Source organism: Novosphingobium sp. BL-A-28-Hi1-0D (genome assembly GCF_055521755.1).
Window position 1 is genome coordinate 2,892,380 of sequence record NZ_CM145502.1, and the last position, 23,782, is coordinate 2,916,161.

Sequence of the window (23,782 nt, forward strand, 5' to 3'; positions counted from 1 at the left end):
TTGAACAAGCACATTTGGTGCGGAAAGCGTTGGTTTTCAGGGGTTTTGGCTTGTGCCGTGCAGCAATTTGAATGCCATTGAAACCAGCTCTGTTCTGCAATGAAAGAGCCCGTCGCCTGACCGACTTAGGACAGGTGTTCAAATTTATGGCCGATGTCAGCGAGTTGCAGGCGGGCCTGCGACGCTGCTGCCTGACAGACGCTGCTCGGGTACTCCTTGCCGATTGCTCCCGGTGCACTGCAGCATCCTGGACGAACTTTTTTGCAGTGATCGGTCAAGAAGGGGCAGCTTGGTGCGCCAAGCAGAATCGTTCAGTGTCGTTCCGGGAGAATTTGCATGGAAAAGATGCTGGCCCTTCTGGTGCACGAACTCGCCGAAGACCTTCGCGGGATGGGTCTTGTGGAACTGCCGGTTCCGCAAGTTGGTCCGGGAGAAGTCCTCGTCAGGATCGAGGCTGCCGCTCTGGGCTTTCCGGACCTGCTGATGACGCGTGGTGGTTATCAGGCCAAGCCACCACTTCCGTTCGTCCCCGGCATGGAGGCGGCCGGAATTGTAGTCGAGGCGGCAGCGGGAAGTCGGTGGCGAGTGGGAGATCGCGTGATCGCGGGCGGGCTGACTGGCGGCGTCGCGCAATACGGCGTGTTCGCTGACGACGCTTTGATTCAGCTGCCGGAATGCCTGTCGATGGCACAGGGCGCATCGTTGCGGGCGGCGTATCTGACGGCATGGGTCGCCCTTGTTCGTCGTGGGCAGGCCCAGGCGGGTGAATGGTTGCTGGTGCATGGGGCGGCAGGGGGCGTCGGACTCGCCGCTGTGGACCTGGGCAAGGCATTGGGTTTGCGGGTCATCGCGGTCGCGTCGTCCGAGTCGAAGCGTGAGGCGATCGCCCGGCTTTATGGACCCGCGCATGTAATCGACGGGAGCGCAGGCTTTCGCGAACAGGTTCTGGCGCTGACCGACGGCCGCGGCGCAGATCTCATCTTCGATCCTGTCGGCGGGGATGTCTTTGACGAGTCGACCAGATGCATCGCCTTCGACGGGCGTCTTCTGGTAATCGGCTTTGCGGCGGGGCGCATTCCCCAAGTTGGCGCCAACATACCGCTGATAAAGGGATTTTCCGTTGTGGGGGTTCGCGCAGGCGAATATGGCAGGCGCTTCCCGGAGAGAGGCGCCGAGAATCTGGAGAGCATCCGCAAACTGGCGTCGGATGGTGTCATCATGCCGCATGTGCATGCCTGCTTCGCCTTGGCGGACTGGGCAAAGGCCTATCGCGCCATGGAATCACGCAGTGTGATCGGGCGAAGCGTGATTGTTCCCCAAGGCTGATTGCCCGCTATCTTCAGGCGTTCAGAGCAAAAAAATGGGCCGCACCGTTGCCGGGCGGCCCTGAAAAGTTTGGGAGAGGATGCCTGAAAGGCCTGACCGAAATGGGCTCGGGCCGGGTTTTGTGCAAGTGCGAAAGATACGTACGCAGTTGTAATAAATGCAACTAGCTGTTCTGACACTAACCGCTCATGCCCAGGATGGGCAGAGGATATTTGCCAAGAAATTAGGATAATACAGCTTGTTGGGCTTCGTTTCGAGGCAAGCTTTGACGTGCCCTTTCGAATGCATTTCCTGCACAAAAGAACAGGGGGCATCCGCCCTGATTTCGCCAGTTGCGAGGCAAATCTGAAATTGCTATAGATCATAACAGATAGGGAGAGCTGACATGCAATTCGAACGCATCAACCCCATGACCGGTGCTGTCGCTTCAACCGCCGAGGCGATGCAGGCATCTGACATTCCGGCGATTGCGGCCAAGGCTGGCGCTGCCTTTTCGGCCTGGGCCGCAATGGGGCCGAACGCGCGCCGTGCCGTGCTGATGAAGGCCGCAAGTGCGCTCGAGGCGAAGGCCGATGCCTTTGTCGAGGCTATGATGGGCGAGATCGGCGCAACCAAGGGCTGGGCGCTGTTCAATCTTGGCCTCGCAGCATCTATGGTCCGTGAAGCGGCCGCGCTTACCACCCAGATTTCGGGCGAAGTCATTCCCTCCGACAAGCCCGGTTGCTTGGCGATGGCTCTGCGCGAACCGGTTGGCGTGATTCTCGGCATCGCGCCGTGGAATGCGCCAATCATCCTTGGCGTGCGTGCGATCGCCGTACCTCTGGCCTGCGGCAATGCCGTGATCCTCAAGGCATCTGAACAATGCCCGCGCACCCACGCGCTGATCATCGAGGCCTTTGCCGAGGCGGGCTTCCCGGAAGGTGTGGTCAACGTCGTGACCAATGCGCCGAAGGACGCGGCTGATGTCGTCGGCGCGCTGATCGACGCCAAGGACGTGAAGCGGATCAACTTCACCGGCTCGACCGCAGTCGGCCGGATCATCGCCAAGCGCGCTGCCGAGCACCTCAAGCCCTGCCTGCTCGAACTGGGCGGCAAGGCTCCGCTGATCGTGCTGGAAGATGCTGACCTTGATGAGGCCGTGAAGGCCGCCGCGTTTGGTGCCTTCATGAACCAGGGCCAGATCTGCATGTCGACCGAGCGGATCATCGTCGTCGATGCTGTGGCCGATGCCTTTGCCGAGAAGTTCAAGGCCAAGGTTGCCACGCTTGCGGTGGGCGACCCCCGTGAAGGTACGACGCCGCTCGGCGCTGTTGTCGATGCGAAGACCGTGGCGCATTGCCAGAGCCTGATCGACGATGCCGTAGCCAAGGGTGCCAAAGTTCTGACAGGCGGCGAAACTACGCACAACGTGCTGATGCCCGCGCATGTCGTTGATGGCGTGACGCAGGACATGAAGCTGTTCCGCGATGAAAGCTTCGGTCCGGTCGTTGGCGTGATCCGGGCGCGTGACGAGGCGCATGCGGTCGAACTGGCCAACGACACCGAATATGGCCTGTCGGCCGCTGTGTTCACGCGTGACACCGCACGCGGACTTCGCGTTGCCCGCCAGATCAAGTCCGGCATCTGCCACGTGAATGGCCCGACTGTGCACGACGAGGCGCAGATGCCCTTCGGCGGCGTGGGCGCATCCGGTTACGGCCGCTTCGGGGGCAAGGCCGGGATCGACAGCTTCACCGAACTGCGCTGGATCACGATGGAAACCGAGCCCGGACACTTCCCGATCTGACGCCATTTCCCGATCTGAACTGACACGATTACCATAGAGGAACGACCATGACCGAAAAGCAGAAGATCGAGCGCGCGGAAGAAGACACCGTCGCTTTCACCGTCGAAGACGGCATTGCCTGGGTGAAGTTCAACCGCCCAGAGAAGCGCAATTGCATGAGCCCCAAGCTCAATCGCCGGATGAAGGCGGTGCTTGAGGAACTGGAGTTCCGCGAAGACGTGAAGGTGCTAGTGCTGACCGGCGAGGGCGATGCTTGGACCGCCGGCATGGACCTTCAGGAATACTTCCGCGAGAACGAAGCCAAGGGTCTTAGCGCGGTGCGCCAGTCGCAGCGTGAAAGCTATGGTTGGTTCGAGCGCCTGCGCTGGTACGAGAAGCCGACCGTTGCCATGATCAACGGCTGGTGCTTTGGCGGTGGCTACGGCCCGCTGTTCGGTTGCGACATCGCGATCGCTTCGGAAGACGCGCAGTTCGGGCTTTCCGAAATCAACTGGGGCATCCTGCCGGGCGGTGGTGCTTCGAAGGTGGCGCAGGAACTGATGCCTTTCCGCAAGGCCATGTACCACGCCATGATGGGCGAAAACCTCACCGGCAAGCAGGCCGAGGAGCAGGGACTGGTGACGGAAGCCGTCCCGGCGGACCGTCTGAAGGCCCGTGTGCTGGAAATCTGTGAGGCGCTCAAGAAGAAGGACGGCCACGCCCTTCGTGCCACCAAGTGGACTGTCCGCCGCATGGTCGACATGACCTACGACAATGGCCTCGAATACCAGATCCGCGCGCAGGAAGCGCTGCACAGCTTTGGCGGTGCAGCGGCTCGCAAGGAAGCGACGCGCCAGTTCCTCGACGAGAAGAGCTTCAAGCCTGGTCTCGGCACGTTCGATACGAGCAAGGTCAAGGCGTGATCTTTCAAGCCTGATGGTAATCACGGAAGACCCCGGTCGCTGAAGCGTCCGGGGCCTTTGCGTTTTGAAATGTCATGTGAAAGCTGTTGCCAGCGCAGGGTGTTGCGGCCAGCTATGCGACAAAGGAGTCGCACTCATGGCTGTGAAGTTGAGAATTGCCCTCGCTGCATCGGTAGCGCTTTCGATGCCTGCTGTTGCCAAGGAAGCGGCATATCCCAAAGCTGAAACGCAGGTCCTCGATCTGGCGCAGAAGGCCATCGCCATCCGTTCGGTGCGGGGTGAGGGCAACAAGACAATCGATGTGGCGAAGTTGTTCGGCGATGCGCTCGTGGCAGGCGGCTGGAGCGCATCTGACATCGAAATCACGCCGATCGACGACACAGCCTATTTCATTGCAACGTGGAAAGGCACGAACCCGGCGCTCAAGCCTCTGGTCATCTCGGGCCACATGGATGTGGTGGAGGCCAAGCGCGAGGACTGGGAGCGCGATCCCTTCGTACCTGTGGTCGAGAACGGCATCCTCTACGGCCGCGGTGCAAGCGACATGAAGTTCGACGGCGCACTGGCGCTGTCGACCCTGATTGAGCTGCGCCGGCAGGGTTACAAGCCGAAGCGTACGATCGTCATCGAGTTTTCCGGTGACGAAGAAACGACGATGAAGACCAGCGCGATCATCGCCGAGAAGCTCAAGAACGCTGAACTGGTGATCAATGTCGACGGTGGTGGTGGAGCGCTAGACGAGGTAACCGGCAAGCCGCTTTACTGGACCTGGCAGGGTGCCGAAAAGACTTACGCGGATTACCGGCTTGAGGTGACCAACCCGGGCGGCCACAGCTCGGCACCACGGCCGGACAACGCCATCGTCCAGCTCTCGCAGGCCTTGGTGAAGGTCGGGGCGTACAAGTTCAAGGCCGAGCAGAACGAAATTACCAAGGGCTATTTCGAGAAGGCGGCTGCATTTACCGATCGGCCGGAGATCGCTGCGGCCATGCGCGCCTTCGCGGCCAATCCTGCGGATGAAAACGCCTTGGCAACCTTGCGCGCCGACCCTTCGATGGTGGGCAAGGTCGGGACGACGTGCGTGCCGACCATGCTGGGCGGTGGCCATGCCGAGAATGCGCTGCCGCAACGTGCCTTTGCCAATATCAACTGCCGCATCTTCCCCGGCCATTCCAAGGAAGCCATCATGGCGGAACTGGCTGGCGTGATCGGTGATCCTGCAGTCAAGATCACCGACGTGACGGCTGGTTCGGTCGCCACGCCAGCATCGCCGGTGCGGGCCGACGTCGTGGCTGCGGTTTCGAAAGCCATGAGCAAGGCCTATCCCGGCGTGCCGCTCATCCCGTCACAGGCTTCGGGCGCTTCGGACTCGATGTGGTTCCGCGCGCTGGGCGTGCCAAGCTATGGCCTGAGCCCGTCGTTCTCCAAGGACTCGGAAGACTTCTCGCACGGGTTGAACGAGCGGACGCGGCTGTCCAATATCCGCCCCGGCATCACCTATTACCTCAGCCTGATCACCGATCTCACGAAATGATCGTGGCGAGGAAGTCGCGGGCAATGTCTCGCGCTTCCTCGGCCGTGAAGCATCCGGGTGAGAGGCAGAGTTCAAGCCAGAGTCCGTCGACCAAGGCGGTGATGGCGATCGCGTGACGTCGCTGGTTGTGCTGCGGCACGCTGCAATCGTCCAGCAAGGCTTCAAGCCGGGCACGGTAGCCTGCATATTGTTCGTCGTGCTGACGGGCGATGTCCTTGCGTGCGGTGACAAGGCTCCAGAATGCGATCCAGGTGGCGAGGAGCGCAGGGTCCGCGATGGGCGGTGCGAAGGAAGCAGTGACGAAGGCTTCGAGCCGGTCCTTCGGAGCAGGACCGGCAGCGTTCACGGCACCATCAAGCGCCTCGGCAACGCGCCGATCTACATGATCGTAAGTTGCCGCCACCAACGCATCCACACCACCGAAGTAGTGACCGACGAGACCGACGGATGCTCCCGCTTCCTGCGCGATCGCGCGAACGCTGGCCCCGGCGGCTCCACTGTGCGCGAGGACGCGCACGCAGGCCTCTATCAGGCTGAGCCGCCGGGCATCGGGTTCCGTACGGCGAAAGGCGGGGGAGGATTCTGCTTCGCTCATCTCTTGAACATTCTGCCCGTTGTTGTACGATTGTTCAACAAGCAAATCTGGATTCGGGCATATGGGCGATCTCTCCTGGGCATTCCGGCACATCTCATCGGACGAAGTCGATCCGGATGCGGACTGGAGCCTGCCGGGCTGGCTCTATACCGATCCCGAGTATTTCGGCGTGGAGATGGAAAGGGTGATCCGCCCTTCGTGGCAGATCGTCTGCCACGAAAGCGACATCGCCCAGCCGGGTGAATACCGCACGCTGGATTATCTTGGCGAAAGCGTGATTGCGATCCGGGGCGATGATGGCGTGATCCGCGCTTTTGCCAACGTCTGCCGCCACCGCGCCATGCGTCTGGTCGAGGGACCTTCCGGTTGCGCAAAAAAGCTGGTCTGCCCTTATCACGCCTGGACATTCGAGCCGGATGGGCGGCTTTCAGGCGTGCCGATGAAGTCGGACTATCCGGCGCTGAAGCTTGAAGAGAACGGGCTCGTGGCTGTCTCGGTCGAGATCTGGCGCGGCTTCGTCTTCGTCCGGCTGGTCGATGGTGGCTTTCCGAGCGTGGCCGAGATGATGGCTCCGTTCGAAGAGGAAGTGGCCCCCTATCGCTTCGAGGACATGCGCCGGATCGGCGATGTGCGCCTGCGCGAGCGGCAGGTGAACTGGAAGAATGTCGGCGACAACTACTCGGACAATCTGCACATTCCGGTGGCGCATGATGGGCTGACGCGCATCTTCGGCAAGTCCTACGAGATTTCGGACCATGGCTGGGCTGACCGGATGAAGGGCGATCTGGTCGACAAGCCCTCCGCAAACTTCTGGGAGCGGTTCTATCAGGCGCATCTGCCCGAAGTGCCGCACCTCTCGAAGGGGGCGCAGCGCCGCTGGCTCTATTACAAGCTCTGGCCGAACATCGCGTTCGACATATACGCCGACCAGATCGACTTCATGCAGTGGCTGCCGCTGACGCCGACGACAACGCTGCTGCGCGAGATGTGCTTTGCGCTACCGGATGCCTACACTCCTGAAAACAAACGCCGGGAGATGAAGCTGGTCCGCTATGCCAACTGGCGGATCAATCGGGTGGTCAACAAGGAAGACACCTGGCTGATCGAGCGTATCCAGCAGGGCATGGCCTCGCAGACTTATGGCGCTGGGCCAATCGGACGGAGCGAGGTCTGCCTGCGCAGCTTTGCCCGCAAGATCCGTGCAATCACGCCCGAGGCACGCCTACACAGGGCACCTCCGGCCGGTTGGTCGAAGAAGTAATCACGAGAATTTTCGGGGAGTTACCGCATGTCCAACCGTTACGACGCTCTCATCATCGGTGGTGGCCATAATGGCCTTGTCTGCGCCTTCTACCTTGCCAAGGCCGGGATGAAAGTGCGGGTGCTGGAGCGGCGCGACATCGTCGGCGGCGCAGCGGTGACCGAGGAGTTCCATCCTGGCTTCCGCAATTCAACCGCGAGCTACACCGTCAGCCTGCTGCGGCCCAAAGTGATCGCGGACATGAAGCTGCACGATTATGGCTATCGCGTGATCGAGCGGACGATCAGCAACTTCTTCCCGTTCCCTGATACCTACCTCAAGCTTGGCGGCGGTCCCGGGCGAACCGAGGCGGAGTTCGCGCGCTTTTCGAAGAAGGACGCCGAGGCTTATCCCAAGTATGACGCGGCGCTGGAAAAGGTCGCCAACGTGCTGCGCGACATTTCGCTGCAGACGCCACCGAATGTCGGTGGCGGGATGGCTGCGCTGAAGTCTGCCGCGATGCAGGGCTGGCCGATTGCCAAGCTTGATATCGCCACGCAGCGTGATCTGCTCGACATCTTCACCAAGTCCGCCCGCGATTTCCTCGATGGCTGGTTCGAAGATGATCACGTCAAGTCCGCTTTTGCCTTCGACGCGGTGGTCGGCAACTATGCGGGCGTTTCCACGCCGGGCAGCGCCTATGTGCTGCTGCACCATGTGTTCGGCGAAGTGAACGGCAAGCTGGGCGCATGGGGCCACTCGGTTGGCGGCATGGGTGCGATCACCCAGGCGATGGCCAAGGCCTGTGCCGACGTGGGCGTGGAAATCAGCCTTGAGGCGCCGGTCTCCAAGGTGCTGGTGAACAATGGCAAGGCCGCTGGCGTGAAGCTTGAAGGTGGCGAGGAACTCTATGCGCCGATCATCGCTGCGAATGTCGGCCCAGCGCTGCTTTACCGCCAACTGGTCGATTCCTCGGATCTCGACGAGGATTTCAACCGTCGGATGAAGAGCTACAAGACCGGATCAGGCACGTTCCGCATGAACGTGGCGCTATCCGAGCTGCCCGATTTCACCGTGCTGCCGGGCAAGGCGCAGGCCGAGCACCACACCGCCGGGATCATCATCGCGCCGGGCATGGACTACATGGATCAGGCCTTCATCGATGCGCAGCAGCACGGCTGGTCGAAGAAGCCAATCGTCGAGATCAAGATTCCGAGCACAGTGGACGACAGCCTCGCACCTCCGGGACAGCATGTGGCCAGCCTGTTCTGCCAGCAGTTCGATCCGAACGTTGATTGGGACAAGCACCGCGAGAAGGTGGCCGATCTGATCATCGATACAGTCACCGAACATGCGCCAAACTTCAAGGGCAGCATCATCGCGCGGCAGATCCATTCGCCGCTCGATCTTGAGCGCAAGTTCGGACTGATCGGAGGCGACATCTTCCACGGCACGATGGGACTCGACCAACTGTGGGCGGCTCGCCCGGTGCTCGGCCATGGCGACTATCGCTCGCCGATCAAGGGGCTCTACATGTGCGGTTCGGGCACGCATCCCGGTGGCGGTGTGACCGGCGCTCCCGGCCACAATGCAGCTGCCGAGATCATCCGGGATCGGTCAATGCTTTGGAAGCTGCTGCATCGCGCTTGATCAGCAGGTACACCGGCAGGCCGAGAGCAATGAAGCCTGCACCGTAAGTCAAGGCTTCGAGGCCTAGTCCCCACGCCGCCCACCCAATGAACGCCGCCCCGACCAGCGCTGCGCCGACCAGCACGCGCTCGTCGGGGAGGAGGCGCACGGCGGCGAGCATGGCAATGAAGTACGACAGCATGCCCGCAGCAAGGCTGACCGAGGCGATGAAGGCGAATAGATCGCCCATTCCGCGCCCGTAGTTCAGCAGGGTCACCACGCTCAGCAGCACGCTCGACACCACGTGCGAGCGGACAGGCGTGCCGCGTGCGCCTTCGACTGCGAACCAGCTTGGAAACACGCCGCCTCGCGCCATCGCCCATGGAACTTCGCCCTGCAGAAGGATGAAACCGTTGAGCGTGCCGAATGCACTGATTGCGGCGAACACGGCAACGATCTGGCCCATGCCCGATCCGAAGAACTTGGCGAGGAAATCGGCGACAGGCGCTGGGGAGGCGGCGGCTTCGGCCATGGGCATGTAGAGAGCGAAGGCGCCAGAGATACCCATGTACACGAGCCCCGTAAGCGCGACACCGATCAGCGTTGCGCGGGGGACGACCGTACTGGCGTTTTCCACCTTGTCAGCCGGAACAGTGGCGGATTCAAGGCCGAGGAAACCCCAGAAGGTGAGGCCTGCTGCTGTTGCCACCACGCCGCCGGAGAGGGCGACGGCAGGCTGGTCAACTGGAGGCGCGCCACTCGCCAGCAGCCAGACGGCAAGGCCGATGAGGCCCGCGAGGGGCACTAGTTTGAGCGCTGTGGTCACCACCGAAACATCGCCCGCAGCGCGAACGCCGCGGATGTTCACTAGCGTCAGCAGCCAGACGCAGCCCACCGAGAGCAGGGCAGGCACCGCGGGCGTCTTGCCGATCCATGGGAAGAGCAGGCTGAGATTGCTCACCACTGCCACGGCAACGGCACCGTTGCCCGCCCAGAGCATGGTCCAGTAGGACCAGGCCGTCACGAAGCCGAGGATCGGACCGAACGCCGACTGCGCATAAGCATACGGCCCGCCCGCAAGCGGCAGCCGCGCGCCCATCCGGGCGAAGCTGAAAGCGAGACAAAGTGCTCCGCCAAGCGTTACCGCCCAGCCGATCAATTGGTTGTATCCGAGCGGCGCGAGCGTGGCCGGCAGGATGTAAATCCCCGAGCCGATCATGTTGCCGACGACAAGCGCGAGCGTCATCCAGAAACCTAAGCCGCGTTGGTGCGAGGGCATTTGCAGTTCTCCGGAAACGACACATGTGAAGAGTAACGCTTGATCACGAGCCGTCACCATGTTTGTGATGCGCACAATGGCCAACGTCACCACATCCCCCCGCCGCGCTGCCGCACCTGCCTATGATCCGCGTCTGGTTCGTGCGGCCGTCGCGATGAACGAGAACGATCTGCCGACGGCAGAGCCCTTGCTGCGTTCGCTTCTGAAGGACGATCCATTCGATGTTCGCGCGATCCGTCTTTTTGCCGAGTTGGCGGGACGTATCGGGCGTTATGCAGATGCGGAAAACCTTTTGCGGCGCGCCATTGAACTTGCCCCGCAATTCACGCCTGCACGCGCCAATCTCGCGCTGGTTCTCTATCGCACCAATCGCGCGCCCGAAGCGCTGGAGGAACTGGCCAAGGTCACGGCTGACGATCCGGACAACGTCGGCCATGCCAATCTGCAGGCAGCCGCCTATGGCCGTCTCGGCGAGTTCGATGAGGCGTTGGCGCTCTATGAGCAGGTCTTGCAGCAGGCGCCGAACCAGCCGCGCGTGTGGATGAGCTATGGCCACATGCTCAAGACCGTAGGGCGGCAGGCTGATGGTATCGCCGCCTATCGCAAGGCGATCGAGCTGTTGCCGGTGCTCGGCGAGGCCTGGTGGAGCCTTGCCAATCTCAAGACGGTGAAGTTCTCGGATGATGACATCGCCGCGATGCAGGCTGCGCTGCAGCGCGATGACCTGACGCCCGAGGATCGCTGGCATCTCGATTTCTCGCTTGGCAAGGCGTTCGAGGACCGGCGCGAGGCGGAAGCTGCGTTTCGTCACTATGCTGCGGGCAACGAACTGCGACGTCGCAGGATGCCTTACAAGGCTGAGGATACGACCGAAAGCGTCGATGCTGCGATCGCAGCATTCACGCCCGCGTTGCTTACAGGGCTTGCAGGACAAGGCTGCCCCGCGCCTGATCCGATCTTCGTGCTCGGCATGCCTCGCGCCGGATCAACTCTCGTAGAGCAGATCCTTGCCAGCCATTCGCAAGTCGAAGGCACCAGCGAGCTTTCCGACATCGGCTTTCTTGCGCGCAACATTGATGGCTATCCCGCTGCACTGGCCAGTCTGCCGTCGGGTGAGTTGCTAAAGCTGGGTGAAGCCTACCTGTCGCGCACGCGCGTGCAGCGCCACACCTCGCGCCCGTTGTTCATCGACAAGATGCCCAACAACTGGCTGCATGTGCCATTCATCCACCTGATCCTGCCGAATGCGAAGATCGTGGACGCGCGAAGGCACCCTCTCGCCTGCTGCTTTTCGAACTTCAAGCAGCACTTCGCGCGAGGGCAGGGCTTCAGCTATTCGCTCGACGACATGGGGCGCTACTACCGTGATTATGTGCGAGCCATGGCGCATTACGATCGTGTGCTGCCGGGCGTTGTGCATCGCGTGATCTATGAGCGAATGGTGGATGACACGGAAGCGGAAGTGCGTGCATTGCTGCAGCATTGCGGTCTCCCGTTCGAAGAGGCCTGCCTCGCGTTCCATCAGACCGAACGGGCTGTACGTACGGCAAGCTCGGAGCAGGTGCGCCGTCCGATCTTCCGCGAAGGCACAGAGGCGTGGAAGCTGTTCGAACCTTGGCTCGAGCCACTCAAGACTGCGCTGGGCGAAGTGCTTGATTGCTATCCGGAAGCGCATTGTAACTTCTGAACCAACATCGTTGTAAATTGGCCACGCCCCTGACTTAACAATCGTTTCCCGCGCCATGCGGCTTGACGATCCGGCCTGCTGCGGAGCAGCATCGAGTCGCAAAACAGAAACATGAGGGTACATTCTGCCATGCGCCGGAATTCCAAGACCAACCGCAATGGACGATTTGCGCGGCTGCTACTGCTTGCAGGCACTGCGATCAGCATGCCGGCGATGGCGCAGGAAGCGCAGTCGGACGCAGCCGACTCCGATCCCAACGTTATCATCGTGACGGCGCAGAAGCGCAGCGAAAACCTGCAGAACGTGCCGATCTCCATTCAGGCGCTCGGCACGCAGAAGCTCGAGCAACTCGGCGTTGCCAGCTTTACGGACTACGCGCAGCAGCTTCCATCGGTGACGTTCCAGGCCCTAGGCGGCACGCCGGGTACCAACGTCGTCTACATGCGCGGCGTTGCCTCGGGCGGCGATGGCAACCACTCCGGCTCGCTGCCTTCGGTTGGCGTCTATCTTGACGAACAGCCGGTGACCACCATCGGCGGAAACCTCGACGTCCACGTCTACGACATCGCCCGCATTGAAAGCCTCTCCGGGCCGCAGGGCACGCTCTACGGCGCATCGTCCGAAGCCGGCACGATCCGCATCATCACCAACAAGCCCGACACCTCCAGTTTCTACGGCAGCGTTGATGGCGAGGTGAACACCGTCAACAAGGGCGGGCAGGGCTACAAGCTCGAAGGCATGATCAACGCGCCGATCTCGTCGTCGGCGGCGTTCCGCATTGTCGGCTGGTATCAGCGCGACGCCGGTTTCATTGACAACGTTCCGGGTACGCGCACGTTCTGCGGTACGCCCACCCGCGATGCAGATGACAATATCGACGGCTGCATCAAGGATGGCATCAGCGTAAACAATGCGGCCTTCGTAAAGAAGGACTACAACTACACCGATATCTACGGCGGTCGCGCGGCGCTCAAGGTCGATTTGGACGAGAACTGGACGGTCACCCCGCAGTTCATGTACCAGGAAACCAAAAGCCGCGGCTCCTACGGTTTCGATCCCTCGGTCGGTGACCTCCAGGTCCAGCACTTCTTCCCGGAATTCCGCAACGACAAGTTCTGGCAGGCGGCGCTGACCATCGAAGGCAAGTTCGGCAACTGGGACGTGACCTATGCCGGTGCTTACCTCGATCGCAAGACCTTCCAGTCGAGCGACTATACTGATTACTCGGAAGCGTATGACTCGCTGTACCAATCGTACGGAGGCCTCGCCAACTACTTCTATTATCAGGATTCTCTCGGCAACACGATTGATCCGCGACAGAAGGTCATCGGCACGGATCACTTCAAGAAGCTGAGCCAGGAGTTCCGCGTATCCTCGCCGCAGAGCGAGCCGTTCCGGTTCGTCGGTGGTCTGTTCTATCAGTACCAGTCGAACCTGATCCATCAGGATTACCAGATCGCCAACCTTGGACCGCTCCTCTCGGTCAATGGTCAGCCCGGCACATTGTGGCTCACGCAGCAGAAGCGCGTCGATCAGGACTATGCCGCTTTCGGCGAGTTCAGCCTCGATGTTTCGCCCACGGTCACGCTGACCGCCGGCGGCCGCGTGTTCATCTACGACAACACGCTGGTCGGCTTCTTCGGGTTCGGACGTAATCCTGCCTTCATCCAGGGCGCGGACGACAATCCTCCGCCCAACGCTGCGGGCTCTTCGCGCACCGGCGTGGCAGCTTGCTTCACCCAGTCGGGTCTCCGCCTGCGTGATGCCCAGCTTGCCGGGCAGACGGACACGACGCTGCTTCCGGCCGAAGTGGCAGGCGGCCCGTGCACCAACCTTGGCGTGTTCACGACCGACGGCGTCAAGCCGGTCAAGGCATCGGGCACTGGTGGCACCTACCGCTTCAACGCGACGTGGAAGCCGAACAGCGATATCCTTGCTTACGCGACGGTTTCGCGCGGGTTCCGTCCCGGCGGCATCAACCGTCGAGGCGATTTCGGTGCCTATCAGCCCGATTACCTCACCAACTACGAGATCGGCTTCAAGACGACGTTGGCCAATGGCTTGCTTCGCCTGAACGGGGCTATCTACCAGCAGGACTGGAAGAACTTCCAGTTCGCCTACCTTGGCCCCAACAGCTTCACGATCATCACCAACGGACCGAATGCCCGCATTCGTGGCTTTGATATCGATGCGTCGCTGTCGCTGGACAGGTTGAGCCTGAACGTCTCGGGCGCCTATGCCGATGCGAAGATCAGGAACAATCTTTGCGCTGCGGTAGACCCGACCTTTACCTGTTCGGACCCCGACAACAGCATCAGCGCTCCCGCGGGCACGCGCCTGCCGATCACGCCGCAGTGGAAGATGAGCGGTACGGCGCGCTACACCGTTCCGATGGGGGCTGGGAAAGTTTACGGGCAGGTCAACGCCACTTACCAGGGTTCGGCAAGCTCGGACCTTCGTGTCGACTTTGCTGCGGCTCAGGGCAGGCTTCCGGCCTTTGCGCAGGTCAACCTCGCAATCGGCGCGGAATGGTCGACCTACTCCATCGAAGCGTTCGTCCGGAACCTTGCGGATGAGCGTGGGCAGCTTTCGCGCTTCGTACAGTGCGGTGCCTGCACCCAGCGGCCCTACATCGTGCCCAACACGCCACGCACATTCGGCGTGCGTGCCGGTGCGAAGTTCTGATGCGATGAAGATATGTGGTTGAGCCCGGTGCGGATCAGTTCCGCCCGGTCTCGCCCATCCTGACCAGCGCAGCCAAGGTTGAAGTCACCGGTGCCGCGATGCCTCCAGCCTGCGCTGCTTTGACGATTTCACCGTTGATCGCGTCAATCTCGGTCAGTCGGCCTGCCAGACGATCCTGCAGCATCGAGGGCTTGTGCGCCTTGTGATTGGCAAGCGCGAAGTCCGTCTTGGCCAGCAGCCGCGCGCGATCCATGGCAACGCCCTTGGTCGCGGCAACGGCGATGGTTTCGTCGATGACGGCAGTCGCAATGCTGCGGCCCTCCGGTGTATCTAGCCCGCCAACCGGCAGATTCAGGATCGTGGAGAGCGCATTCAGCGCTGCATTGAACGCCGCCTTTTCCCAAATGGCGGCAAGCACTTGCGGATCATGTTGCGCCCCCATGCGTGCAGCATTGAGTAAATCCACGGCAGTGCGGGCTGACGCTTCACCCGCCGGATCAAAGGCTCCAAGCCACACATGACCCGTGCCGTGTGCCGCGACGCCGTTCGGCGGCGCAAAATCGGCAGGCCAATCGGTCACCCCGGCAATCACGTTTGCAGGAGAGAATACTTCTGCGATGGCTTCGGCGTTGCCCAGACCGTTTTGCAGGGTCAGAGCGCAGCATTCGCCATCGGCCAGGTGAGCTACCGACGCGATGGCAGCGCGACTGTGCATCGCCTTGGTGAACAGCAGTACCAGATCTGCGCCGTCGGTGTCCGCTGCCATACAGGCCTTCACCTTGACGACATGCTCGCCTGTCTCGTCGTGCAAATGGATTCCTTGGTCGGCAATGATGCTGAGCCGTTCACGATCAACGTCCACCACCGTCACTTCGCTGCCAGACAGTGCCAGGCGAGCAGCGAAGAGACATCCCATCGCTCCAGCGCCGACGACAACAACTCTCTCCATCGTGGAAATTCCCTCACGCACGTGCATGTGCGCGCGAGTATCCCGACCGTGGAGAAGTCAGGTCAACCCTGTCCATCTCGCAAAAGCGGAAAATGTCGGACAAACTGGGTGGCGGCTTCCGGCAAAATGCCAGAGCGGCGACGGTGCAGGCTGAAGCGGCGGTTCATGGCCAGTTCCGGAATTGCGAGTTTCCGAACGGTGCCATTGGCGATGTGAGGCGAGAGCAGGGGCTCTGGCAACCAACACAGGAGTTCGCTGCGCGAGGCAACCGCGATCATCGCTTCGACCGAACTGCTCTCCGCCACGATCCGCGGAGCAGGCATGCCTGATCGCTCGACAAGTTCTTCAAACAGGGTGCGTGGCGTGAAGGCAGGACCCGGCATAACCCAGCCGCAGGCGAGGGCGTCGCGCAAGCTTGCGGTCGTCGGCAATGGATGGTTTGCGGCACAGAAAACCGCAAAGGAGTCGGTGTAGTCGCATTGTCCAACTGTGCTCACGTCTCGGTGCGATAGCGGTCGGGACGTGATGGCGAGGTCGATTCGCCGGGTGAGCAACGCTTCGAGCAATTCGCCGTCCACCGCCTCAATCATCTCGAATGTGAGCAGCGGTGTCTCGGCGAGTACCCGTCCGACCGTTTCGGCAACCAGCGTGCGCTGCACGGCGGCAACCGCCCCGATGCGTACGGTGCCGCGCCTGAGTCCGCCTAATGCGGCCAATTCGTCGCGCGTGTTCTGCATCTCGCCGATCAGGTGGCGAACGTGAGGAAGCATCAGCCGTCCGGCTTCGGTGAGCGCCATGCCCTTGCCACCGCGCTCGAACAACCGGTGTCCAAGGCGCTGCTCCATCGCCTGGACCTGACGGCTGAGAGAGGGCTGCGTGAGGTTTACAACGCGGGCTGCGCGACCGAGGCTTCCGGTCTCCGCAATGGCGAGAAAGGCGCGAAGTTGGCGTTCGTCAAAATCCATGCGCAAAACGTATGACTTTGCCTAAAGAATGCAATTGTTTCGCAAGGGCTGCAGGTTCACTCTCCGGCACAATCAAAAAGCGGGGAGAGTCATGCCGACAGTGCGCGCCGTAACCATTGACCTCTTGCGAGAGCTCGGGATGACGACGGTGTTCGGCAATCCGGGCTCTACGGAATTGCCCATGTTCCGCGACTTTCCAGCCGACTTCCGTTACGTCATGGGCCTTCAGGAAAGCGTCGTGCTCGGCATGGCCGATGGTTTTGCGCAAGGCACCGGGCGGGCGGCAATCGTCAATCTGCATAGCTCTGCCGGCGTGGGCCATGCTCTGGGCAACCTGTTTACCGCGTTCAAGAACCAGACCCCGCTCGTAGTGACGGCCGGTCAGCAGGCACGCTCGATCCTGCCATACGAGCCGTTCCTGTTTGCCGAGCGAGCCGCGGAGTTTCCACGTCCGTTCGTCAAATGGTCTTGCGAACCCGCGCGGGCCGAGGATGTGCCCGCCGCGATCCATCGCGCATGGCTGGTTGCGATGGAGCCGCCCTGCGGGCCGACGTTCGTCTCGATCCCCATCGATGACTGGGACCGTGAATGCGAGCCGTTTACCCCGCGCAAGGTCTTCGCTGCGCGTCAGGCAGATGGTGCAGCCATAGCGTCCTGCGCCAAGGGTCTGGCAGCCGCGAAACGGCCTGCGATTGTCGTCGGTGCCGGTGTGGCGCGGGACGGCGCGTGGGATGATGTCATTGCACTGGCCGAGCAGCAGAATGCTTCGGTCTGGGTCGCACCGATGTCGGCCCGTTGCAGTTTCCCCGAGGATCACCCACTGTTTGCAGGCTTTCTCACGGCAGGACGTGAGGCGATCGTTGAAGCGCTCTCCCAATACGATTTCGTTCTGGCGCTGGGGGGGCCGATGAGCCTTTACCACGTCGAGGGGCAGGGGCGGCATGTTCCCGAAACGTGCGAAGTCTGGCTGATCGGCGACAACCATGTTCATGCCGCATGGGCACCGGCAGGCACTGCCATCGTCGCAGGATGCAAGGATGCGGTTGCGGCACTGCTGGCGAAAGCCGGAAATCCTGTTCGCCCCGAGCCAGCCCCCCGCAATCCCGCGCCGCTGCTCGACGGCAGGGCGATGACGGACGCTTACGTCCTGCAGCGCCTAGCTGCCCTTCGCACGCCCGAGAGCGTGATCGTCGAAGAGGCGCCATCGAGCCGTGGGCCGATGCACGATTTTCTGCCCATCCTGCGCAAGGACACGTTCTACACTACGGCAAGCGGAGGACTGGGCCACGGTCTTCCCGCTGCGGTAGGCATGGCCATGGCCAGGCCGCATGACAAGGTGATTGCGGTGTTGGGCGACGGGTCTGCAATGTATGCGATCCAGGGCCTCCATGCAGCGGTCCAGCACGGCCTGTCCGTCAGCTTCATCGTGATCAAGAACAACCGTTACGAAGCGCTCCACCACTTCGGTCGCCACTTCGGCATGCAGGAACTTGTCGGCACCAAATTTCCTGAACTCGATTTCTGCAAGCTGGCCGAGGGCCACGGCGTGGCCGCTCGACGAGCAACAGACGCTGCGGCACTGGACGATGCGCTGGCATGGTCGCTCGGTGCCTCGGGTCCAACTCTCGTGGAAGCAGTTGTGCTATGACCTTGTCCCTCGCAGACCTCATTGATGACCGTCCTGACGAGGGCGTGTTCCGCGTCAGTCGCGCAATCTTCACCGACCAGCGCGTGTTCGAGGCCGAGATGCGCCATCTGTTCGAAGGTGGTTGGATATTCCTCGGCCTCGAGAGTCAGGCACCGGAGCCGCACGATTTCTTCACCACCCTTGCCGGGCGCGTACCGGTCATGGTCCAGCGCGATGGCGAGGGTATCCTGCGGGCCTTCGTGAATTCCTGCCCGCACAAGGGCGCTCGACTGGCGCAGTTGCGGCAGGGCAATGCACGCTTGCACGTTTGCCCTTATCACAGCTGGAGCTTCGACAGCGCAGGACGCAACAAGGCGGTGAAGTGGAAGTCGGCTGGCTGCTATTCCGAAGCATTCGATCGCGATGATCACGGCCTCGCAGTGCTTCCGCGCTTCGAGAATTATCGGGGGTTCCTTTTCGGCAGTCTGGTCTCCGACGTTCCAACCCTGACTGACTATCTCGGCGAGGCGGCCAAGCTGCTCGATCTCGTGGCGGATCAGAGCGACGAAGGTATGGAACTGGTTCCAGGGCAGGTGACCTTTAGTTATGAGGCAAACTGGAAGCTTCAGCTCGAGAATTGCTCGGACGCCTATCACTTCACCTCGGCGCATCCCTCGTACATCCGCTTGCTGGAGCGACGGCAGAAGGAACTTAGCGAAGACGTCGTCGCTTCCGTCTGGGAGAACAGCGACTACTGGAAAGAGGACACGCAGGGCGTTGGCGGCGGCAGTTTCAGCTTTGCCAACGGGCATGTGCTGAACTGGGGCGTGTTCGGCGTGACGCCGGCGATCCCGCTCTACGAACGTGCCGCGCAGCTTGCCGAGCGACACGGGGAAGGCAAGCGCGACTGGATGTTCAACATGCGCAACCTCACGATCTTCCCCAACCTTCAGGTTGCAGAGAACGCATCGAGCCAATTGCGGGTGATCCGTCCGTTGGCGCCGGGTCTCACCGAAATGCGAACATGGTGCATTGCCCCCAAGGGCGAGGGCGCCGCCGCTCGCCGCCAGCGCATTCGTCAGTACGAGGACTTCTTCAACCCCACCGGCATGGCCACGCCTGACGACACGGTGTCATACGAGAACTGCCAGATCGGCTTTGCTGCAGCCGTCGAGCCATGGCTTCAAGGATACGCCCGCGGCATGACCGCAAGCGTCGCGGGCGGAAACCGCTTTGCCGACCGCATCGACCTGTTCCCGGAACGCAGCGTGCTTGCGGACTCACAGTTGTGTGATGAGACTCTGTATCACAGCTACTATCGCGCATGGGCACGCCGGATGGCCGGGGAATTCGCAGCATGAGTGGCGCGCTGACCCGCAGCGAAGCCGAGGACCTCCTCTACCGCGAGGCCATGTTGATCGACGCAAGCCGTTTCGCCGAGTGGCTCGAACTGTTCACGGCCGACGCCGAATTCTGGATGCCCGCATGGCGCGATGAGGTGACGCCGACGCAAGACCCCGATCGCGAGCTGTCGCTGATATACTACAAGGGGCGGCGCAATCTCGAGGACCGGGTCATGCGCCTTACCTCGGGCCTGTCGACCGCTTCGGCCCCGCTACCCCGCGTTGTCCATCAGGTGACGAACGTGCGTGTCACGGGGGAGGGGGAAGTGTCGGCGGCGTTCACCTGCCATCGCTTCGATGTGCGGATGAACCGCTCGGACTGCTTCTTCGGCCGCTACGAGTATCGACTGGTTCGACTGGACAACTCGTGGCGGATCGCGCGCAAGAAGATCATTCTTCTCAATGACACAATCCCCACGGTGGTGGACATCAATGCGATCTGATCAGACGATGACGTCTGCGACCGGCACGTAGTCATAGCCCAGTTCGCGGGCGACAGCTTCGTATGTAACCTTGCCTTCGTGGACGTTAAGGCCGGCCGCAAGGTTCGGATCAGCACGCAGAGCAGCCTTCCACCCCTTGTCGGCAATGCGCAAGGCGTGAGGCAGGGTGACGTTGTTCAGCGCGTAAGTGCTGGTCCGGGCGACCGCGCCCGGCATGTTCGCGACGCAATAGTGAACGACGCCATCGACGACATAAGTCGGCTCGGCATGGGTTGTCGCCTTTGAAGTTTCGAAGCAACCGCCCTGGTCGATCGCCACGTCGACGAGCACCGAACCCGGCTTCATCGTTGAAAGCATGTCCCGCGTAACCAGCTTCGGTGCTGCGGCACCGGGGATCAGCACCGCACCGATTACCAGATCCGCTTCGGCCACCAGCGAAGCCAGCGCGGCCTTGCCCGAATAAAGCGTGCGGGCGCGGCCTTCGAAGTGATTGTCAAGCTTTTCAAGCACGTCCGGATCGCGGTCGAGGATGGTCACTTCCGCGCCGAGGCCGACGGCCATCTGCGCAGCGTTGAAACCGACGACACCTCCACCGATCACCACGACCTTGCCAGGCAACACGCCGGGAACGCCACCAAGCAGGACGCCGCGCCCGCCATGCGCCTTCTCGAGCGCAGTGGCTCCGGCCTGAATCGCCATGCGTCCAGCAACCTGGCTCATCGGCTTGAGCAGGGGAAGGGCGTTGCCTGCACCGGTCACGGTTTCATAGGCGATGGCCGTCACGCCGGATTTCACTAGGTCGGCAGTCTGTTCAGGATCGGGTGCGAGGTGCAGGTAGGTGTATAGGATCTGGCCCTTGCGCAGCATCGCGCGTTCGACGGCTTGCGGCTCTTTGACCTTCACGATCATCTCGCAGCCATCAAACACGACCCGCGCATCAGCCTTGATAGCTGCGCCGGCCGCTGCGTAATCGGCGTCGCTCGCACCTATGCCATTGCCCGCGCCCGTTTCGACCCAAACTTCGTGGCCATGTGCGACGAGTTCACGCACGCTTTCCGGTGTCAGACCGACGCGGTATTCGTGGTTCTTGATTTCCTTTACGGTGCCGACGCGCATGGAACGCTCCTGAGGATCGAGTTCTACCAGATGACGCAAGATTATCCCGGCGGTTCCGGCAGTTCTTGCCTATTTTGGCGTTTGCCTGCGGCATGAACGGTGATATTTCCCAGAATATTGCTTGTAATCGGTAAGTTTTTGCATGGACCGTGCTGACATTGCCCTGCTTGAAGCGCTGCAGAGCGACTCGTCGCTGTCAATTTCTGAACTGGCAGAAAAGGTCGCGCTGTCCTCCTCAGCCTGTCATCGCCGGATCAAGGCGCTCGAGCAGTCAGGCGTCATTGCGGGCTATGGTGCCCGGCTTGAGCCACGACTGCTCGGGCTGTCGGTCGAGGTCTTCGTTGAAATCACCCTGACCAGCCAGAGCCGCGAAGCGATGGACAGGTTCGAACGTTCGGTTCTCGACTTTGACGAGATCCTCGAATGCCACCTGATGTCCGGCACAGCGGACTACCTGCTACGGGTGGCTGCGCGCGATCTTGACCAGTACGACTGGGTTCATCGCGAATGCCTCGCCCGATTGCCGGGCGTGTCCTCGATGCGGTCAAGCTTCTCGCTTCGGCGGATCAAGCAGATGCGGGGGTACCCTGTTCGGAGCGTGCGAGCCCCCTGATCTCGTCCTCGGTAATCGTCTTGACCAATGTTACGAACGAGTGCGCGGCGATCCGTTCGATCTGCGGCATGCGCGCTTCGAACGGCTTTTCGTGTCCGGCAAAGATGGTCATGCCTTCCATCGAGCCCGAGATGAACAGGGCCACGATTTCGCGATACTTCTCGTCGAGGTCCGGCCGCATTTCCGCTATGATTTCCACGAGCGGAGCGCGAGCGCGCACATAGAGTTCCTGGATGCGTTCGAGCACGAACGGGTCATGGTTGGACAGCGCCCATAGTTCTGGAAAGAAGTTCGTGGTCTTCTTCGATCGGATGTCGTCGAGGATCAGGTTGCACACGCGGCGCAGGCGTTCTTCGGCGGGAACGCCCGGCATGTGCACGATCTCGACGAACTCGACTTCGTAGCTCCTGATAACCGCTTCCATCAGTTCGCGCACGAGGTCCTCGCGGCTGCGATAGTGATAGGTGAGGTTGCCGAATTTCATGCCACAGGCAGTCGCGACTCGGCGCATCGACATGGCGCGATAGCCTTCCTCGATCAGGATCGAGAGGGCGGTGCGCAGGATCAGTTCGCGCGTTTCCTGCCCTTTCAGATAGCCACCTTCGCGTTCCGGCATGATCATGTCGGTTACGAATTTTGGGGTGTCATCTACCTGATTCATTGAGAAAAGTCCTTGAACTCGCCTGCTTGATACCAAAAATCTGAAAACCTGTCATACGACAAAAATAGGTCACTTGACAGGTTTGTTGCCTATTTGAGACTATGTCGGTGCGGCCGGAGAGGTACTTCGGTTAGCGAGGGGAGTGCTCGCATGAGGTTTTTTGCTTTGGCCCTGGCCCTGTTGGCGACCGGGACATGCCTTGGTGGTGATGCGCTCGCCGCGCCCGCTCCAGCAAAAGCGCCATTCCCAAAGGCGCTGCCTGAAGAACCCATTCCAGCGGTGGCGAAGCTGCCGTCGCAGTGGCCGGCGAGCTGGGTCCTGATCCACGATTTCCATTTCAACGCGATCGTCGACGGGCGTGTCATGCTGGTCGATACGACAGAGGCCGACCGCCCGGTCAAGGGGATGGTGCGCGCAGCGCAGTTTGCAAACATGCTCGTCTCTCCCACGCGAGGCGAGGTGCTCACCTCGGAAACCTTCTATTCACGCCTTACGCGCGGCGAACGCACCGACGCAGTAACGATCTGGGACATGGCTACACTCCAGCCCAAGGGTGAAATTGTGTTGCCGGGCGGAAAACGCCAGCAGTCTGTCACATACCCCCAACTGTTCCAGTTCACCAACGCAGACAAATGGGCACTGGTTGCGAATTTTACGCCTGCACAGTCGGTTAGCGTTCTGGACCTAGATGCACGCAAGGTCATTGCAGAGATCGATCTCCCGGGCTGCGCCCAGATATACCCGACCGGCGACCGTGGCTTCTCAAGCTTTTGCGCCGATGGCTCGCTCTTCAGCGTCAAGCTGGGGCCTGATGGACAGGCCGTGTCTTCGAAGACCGTCGAGAAGGTCCAGGACATCGACAACCAGCCACTCTTCAGCACGCCTGCCTGGGTCGGCAAGACTGCCTGGTTTGTCAGCTATCATGGCCAGATACAGGCGTTCGACTTCTCGGGAGAAGTCGGCAAGGCGCTGCCGGGAACCTTCAACGTGGGTACTGCCGAAGGTGCCACGCCGGAATGGCGTCCTGGCGGCTGGCAAGTCATTGCTGCAGATTCGGCTGGCAAACTTTACGTGCTCATGAGCCCCGCGGGCCGCGAAGGCAGCCACAAGGATGGCGGCACGGAAGTGTGGGTCGTCGATCCCGTCGCCAAGGCGCGCACCGCACGCATTGCGTTGCGCGGAGTAGCCACGGCCATTTCGCTGACCAAGGAGGCGCAGCCCCGCCTGATCGTCGCGCGCGGCGATGGTGAGGTCGACGTGCACGATCCGGTTTCGGGCGCCTTCCTTCGCTCGCTCGGAGCTGCCGGTGGTGCCAACCCGATCCTGATAACGGCGCCTTGAT

Annotated in this window: 19 protein-coding genes and 1 pseudogene; 13 read left to right on the forward strand and 7 right to left on the reverse strand. The window is 61.5% G+C overall.

Annotation, left to right across the window (positions count from 1 at the left end; all coding sequences use genetic code 11):
* The first annotated feature begins 345 nt into the window (after positions 1–345).
* The 4 genes from ACZ1JW_RS14050 (at position 346) to ACZ1JW_RS14065 (ending at position 5,548) form a co-directional block, all read left to right on the forward strand.
* The gene (locus ACZ1JW_RS14050) at positions 346–1,326 is read left to right on the forward strand and encodes an NADPH:quinone oxidoreductase family protein (RefSeq protein ID WP_465142783.1); all 981 of its coding nucleotides are present in this window, start codon (positions 346–348) and stop codon (positions 1,324–1,326) included.
* Between the two features lie 385 nt (positions 1,327–1,711).
* Positions 1,712–3,112: an aldehyde dehydrogenase gene (locus ACZ1JW_RS14055; RefSeq protein WP_465141021.1), complete on the forward strand. Its 1,401-nt coding sequence runs from the start codon at positions 1,712–1,714 to the stop codon at positions 3,110–3,112.
* 47 nt (positions 3,113–3,159) lie between these two features.
* On the forward strand, positions 3,160–4,014 hold the full coding sequence (locus ACZ1JW_RS14060; protein WP_465141022.1) for a p-hydroxycinnamoyl CoA hydratase/lyase: 855 nt from the start codon (positions 3,160–3,162) through the stop codon (positions 4,012–4,014).
* Positions 4,015–4,150: 136 nt separating this feature from the next.
* Positions 4,151–5,548, forward strand: a complete 1,398-nt coding sequence (locus tag ACZ1JW_RS14065; RefSeq protein WP_465141023.1) for a M20/M25/M40 family metallo-hydrolase — start codon at positions 4,151–4,153, stop codon at positions 5,546–5,548.
* On the opposite strand, the gene ACZ1JW_RS14070 is transcribed toward ACZ1JW_RS14065, so the two are convergent.
* Positions 5,538–6,143 (reverse strand): TetR family transcriptional regulator C-terminal domain-containing protein, encoded by a 606-nt coding sequence (locus tag ACZ1JW_RS14070; RefSeq protein ID WP_465141024.1) that lies wholly within the window; start codon positions 6,141–6,143, stop codon positions 5,538–5,540. The two genes, ACZ1JW_RS14065 and ACZ1JW_RS14070, sit on opposite strands and share 11 nt — an antisense overlap.
* Positions 6,144–6,204: 61 nt before the next feature.
* Here ACZ1JW_RS14070 and ACZ1JW_RS14075 point away from each other — a divergent pair, with 61 nt between their 5' ends.
* Together ACZ1JW_RS14075 and ACZ1JW_RS14080 are read left to right on the forward strand one after the other, a co-directional pair.
* Entirely contained in the window at positions 6,205–7,404 is a 1,200-nt protein-coding gene (locus ACZ1JW_RS14075; RefSeq protein WP_465141025.1) for an aromatic ring-hydroxylating oxygenase subunit alpha, read from the forward strand.
* Between the two features lie 27 nt (positions 7,405–7,431).
* The gene (locus ACZ1JW_RS14080; protein ID WP_465141026.1) at positions 7,432–9,033 is read left to right on the forward strand and encodes a phytoene desaturase family protein; all 1,602 of its coding nucleotides are present in this window, start codon (positions 7,432–7,434) and stop codon (positions 9,031–9,033) included.
* Here the strand turns inward: ACZ1JW_RS14080 and ACZ1JW_RS14085 are convergent.
* The gene (locus ACZ1JW_RS14085) at positions 8,987–10,291 is read right to left on the reverse strand and encodes an amino acid permease (protein WP_465141027.1); all 1,305 of its coding nucleotides are present in this window, start codon (positions 10,289–10,291) and stop codon (positions 8,987–8,989) included. The genes ACZ1JW_RS14080 and ACZ1JW_RS14085 overlap by 47 nt on opposite strands.
* Before the next feature lie 76 nt (positions 10,292–10,367).
* On the opposite strand from ACZ1JW_RS14085, the gene ACZ1JW_RS14090 reads away from it, so the two are divergent.
* Both ACZ1JW_RS14090 and ACZ1JW_RS14095 read left to right on the forward strand, forming a co-directional pair.
* The gene (locus ACZ1JW_RS14090) at positions 10,368–11,978 is read left to right on the forward strand and encodes a sulfotransferase family protein (RefSeq protein WP_465141028.1); all 1,611 of its coding nucleotides are present in this window, start codon (positions 10,368–10,370) and stop codon (positions 11,976–11,978) included.
* A 111-nt stretch (positions 11,979–12,089) separates the two neighbouring features.
* The gene (locus ACZ1JW_RS14095; RefSeq protein WP_465141029.1) at positions 12,090–14,663 is read left to right on the forward strand and encodes a TonB-dependent receptor; all 2,574 of its coding nucleotides are present in this window, start codon (positions 12,090–12,092) and stop codon (positions 14,661–14,663) included.
* Between the two features lie 34 nt (positions 14,664–14,697).
* Here ACZ1JW_RS14095 and ACZ1JW_RS14100 read toward each other — a convergent pair whose 3' ends face one another.
* From ACZ1JW_RS14100 to ACZ1JW_RS14110, 3 genes and pseudogenes are all read right to left on the reverse strand, one after another.
* On the reverse strand, positions 14,698–15,612 hold the full coding sequence (locus ACZ1JW_RS14100; RefSeq protein ID WP_465141030.1) for a ketopantoate reductase family protein: 915 nt from the start codon (positions 15,610–15,612) through the stop codon (positions 14,698–14,700).
* A gap of 62 nt (positions 15,613–15,674) precedes the next feature.
* A complete protein-coding gene (locus ACZ1JW_RS14105; protein ID WP_465142784.1) occupies positions 15,675–16,409 on the reverse strand; it encodes a LysR substrate-binding domain-containing protein in 735 nt (244 codons plus the stop codon).
* Positions 16,410–16,445: 36 nt separating this feature from the next.
* Positions 16,446–16,577 (reverse strand): annotated as a pseudogene (locus ACZ1JW_RS14110) (helix-turn-helix domain-containing protein); the annotation flags it as partial.
* Positions 16,578–16,716: 139 nt separating this feature from the next.
* On the opposite strand from ACZ1JW_RS14110, the gene mdlC reads away from it, so the two are divergent.
* The 3 genes from mdlC to ACZ1JW_RS14125 are packed head-to-tail and all read left to right on the forward strand — an operon-like array spanning position 16,717 to position 20,050.
* Positions 16,717–18,225 carry a benzoylformate decarboxylase gene (gene mdlC / locus ACZ1JW_RS14115; RefSeq protein ID WP_465141031.1) on the forward strand — a complete coding sequence of 503 codons (1,509 nt, stop codon included), beginning with the start codon at positions 16,717–16,719 and terminating at the stop codon, positions 18,223–18,225.
* Positions 18,222–19,565: an aromatic ring-hydroxylating oxygenase subunit alpha gene (locus ACZ1JW_RS14120; RefSeq protein WP_465141032.1), complete on the forward strand. Its 1,344-nt coding sequence runs from the start codon at positions 18,222–18,224 to the stop codon at positions 19,563–19,565. Before mdlC ends, ACZ1JW_RS14120 begins: the two co-directional genes overlap by 4 nt.
* Positions 19,562–20,050: an aromatic-ring-hydroxylating dioxygenase subunit beta gene (locus ACZ1JW_RS14125; RefSeq protein ID WP_465126164.1), complete on the forward strand. Its 489-nt coding sequence runs from the start codon at positions 19,562–19,564 to the stop codon at positions 20,048–20,050. Before ACZ1JW_RS14120 ends, ACZ1JW_RS14125 begins: the two co-directional genes overlap by 4 nt.
* Here ACZ1JW_RS14125 and ald read toward each other — a convergent pair whose 3' ends face one another.
* Positions 20,051–21,166: an alanine dehydrogenase gene (ald, locus tag ACZ1JW_RS14130; RefSeq protein WP_465141033.1), complete on the reverse strand. Its 1,116-nt coding sequence runs from the start codon at positions 21,164–21,166 to the stop codon at positions 20,051–20,053.
* 142 nt (positions 21,167–21,308) lie between these two features.
* Here ald and ACZ1JW_RS14135 point away from each other — a divergent pair, with 142 nt between their 5' ends.
* A complete protein-coding gene (locus ACZ1JW_RS14135; RefSeq protein WP_465126162.1) occupies positions 21,309–21,779 on the forward strand; it encodes an Lrp/AsnC family transcriptional regulator in 471 nt (156 codons plus the stop codon).
* On the opposite strand, the gene ACZ1JW_RS14140 is transcribed toward ACZ1JW_RS14135, so the two are convergent.
* Entirely contained in the window at positions 21,733–22,440 is a 708-nt protein-coding gene (locus ACZ1JW_RS14140) for a TetR/AcrR family transcriptional regulator (RefSeq protein ID WP_465126161.1), read from the reverse strand. The genes ACZ1JW_RS14135 and ACZ1JW_RS14140 overlap by 47 nt on opposite strands.
* Positions 22,441–22,719: 279 nt before the next feature.
* On the opposite strand from ACZ1JW_RS14140, the gene ACZ1JW_RS14145 reads away from it, so the two are divergent.
* Positions 22,720–23,781, forward strand: a complete 1,062-nt coding sequence (locus ACZ1JW_RS14145) for an amine dehydrogenase large subunit (RefSeq protein WP_465141034.1) — start codon at positions 22,720–22,722, stop codon at positions 23,779–23,781.
* Position 23,782: the final 1 nt, after the last annotated feature.

Coding starts and splice junctions, on each gene's coding strand:
- ACZ1JW_RS14050 (WP_465142783.1), top strand. CDS start 346: ATGCTGGCCCTTCTGGTGCACGAACTCGCCGAAGACCTTCGCGGGATG.
- ACZ1JW_RS14055 (WP_465141021.1), top strand. CDS start 1,712: ATGCAATTCGAACGCATCAACCCCATGACCGGTGCTGTCGCTTCAACC.
- ACZ1JW_RS14060 (WP_465141022.1), top strand. CDS start 3,160: ATGACCGAAAAGCAGAAGATCGAGCGCGCGGAAGAAGACACCGTCGCT.
- ACZ1JW_RS14065 (WP_465141023.1), top strand. CDS start 4,151: ATGGCTGTGAAGTTGAGAATTGCCCTCGCTGCATCGGTAGCGCTTTCG.
- ACZ1JW_RS14070 (WP_465141024.1), bottom strand. CDS start 6,143: ATGAGCGAAGCAGAATCCTCCCCCGCCTTTCGCCGTACGGAACCCGAT.
- ACZ1JW_RS14075 (WP_465141025.1), top strand. CDS start 6,205: ATGGGCGATCTCTCCTGGGCATTCCGGCACATCTCATCGGACGAAGTC.
- ACZ1JW_RS14080 (WP_465141026.1), top strand. CDS start 7,432: ATGTCCAACCGTTACGACGCTCTCATCATCGGTGGTGGCCATAATGGC.
- ACZ1JW_RS14085 (WP_465141027.1), bottom strand. CDS start 10,291: ATGCCCTCGCACCAACGCGGCTTAGGTTTCTGGATGACGCTCGCGCTT.
- ACZ1JW_RS14090 (WP_465141028.1), top strand. CDS start 10,368: ATGGCCAACGTCACCACATCCCCCCGCCGCGCTGCCGCACCTGCCTAT.
- ACZ1JW_RS14095 (WP_465141029.1), top strand. CDS start 12,090: ATGAGGGTACATTCTGCCATGCGCCGGAATTCCAAGACCAACCGCAAT.
- ACZ1JW_RS14100 (WP_465141030.1), bottom strand. CDS start 15,612: ATGGAGAGAGTTGTTGTCGTCGGCGCTGGAGCGATGGGATGTCTCTTC.
- ACZ1JW_RS14105 (WP_465142784.1), bottom strand. CDS start 16,409: ATGGCGCTCACCGAAGCCGGACGGCTGATGCTTCCTCACGTTCGCCAC.
- mdlC (WP_465141031.1), top strand. CDS start 16,717: ATGACGACGGTGTTCGGCAATCCGGGCTCTACGGAATTGCCCATGTTC.
- ACZ1JW_RS14120 (WP_465141032.1), top strand. CDS start 18,222: ATGACCTTGTCCCTCGCAGACCTCATTGATGACCGTCCTGACGAGGGC.
- ACZ1JW_RS14125 (WP_465126164.1), top strand. CDS start 19,562: ATGAGTGGCGCGCTGACCCGCAGCGAAGCCGAGGACCTCCTCTACCGC.
- ald (WP_465141033.1), bottom strand. CDS start 21,166: ATGCGCGTCGGCACCGTAAAGGAAATCAAGAACCACGAATACCGCGTC.
- ACZ1JW_RS14135 (WP_465126162.1), top strand. CDS start 21,309: ATGGACCGTGCTGACATTGCCCTGCTTGAAGCGCTGCAGAGCGACTCG.
- ACZ1JW_RS14140 (WP_465126161.1), bottom strand. CDS start 22,440: ATGAATCAGGTAGATGACACCCCAAAATTCGTAACCGACATGATCATG.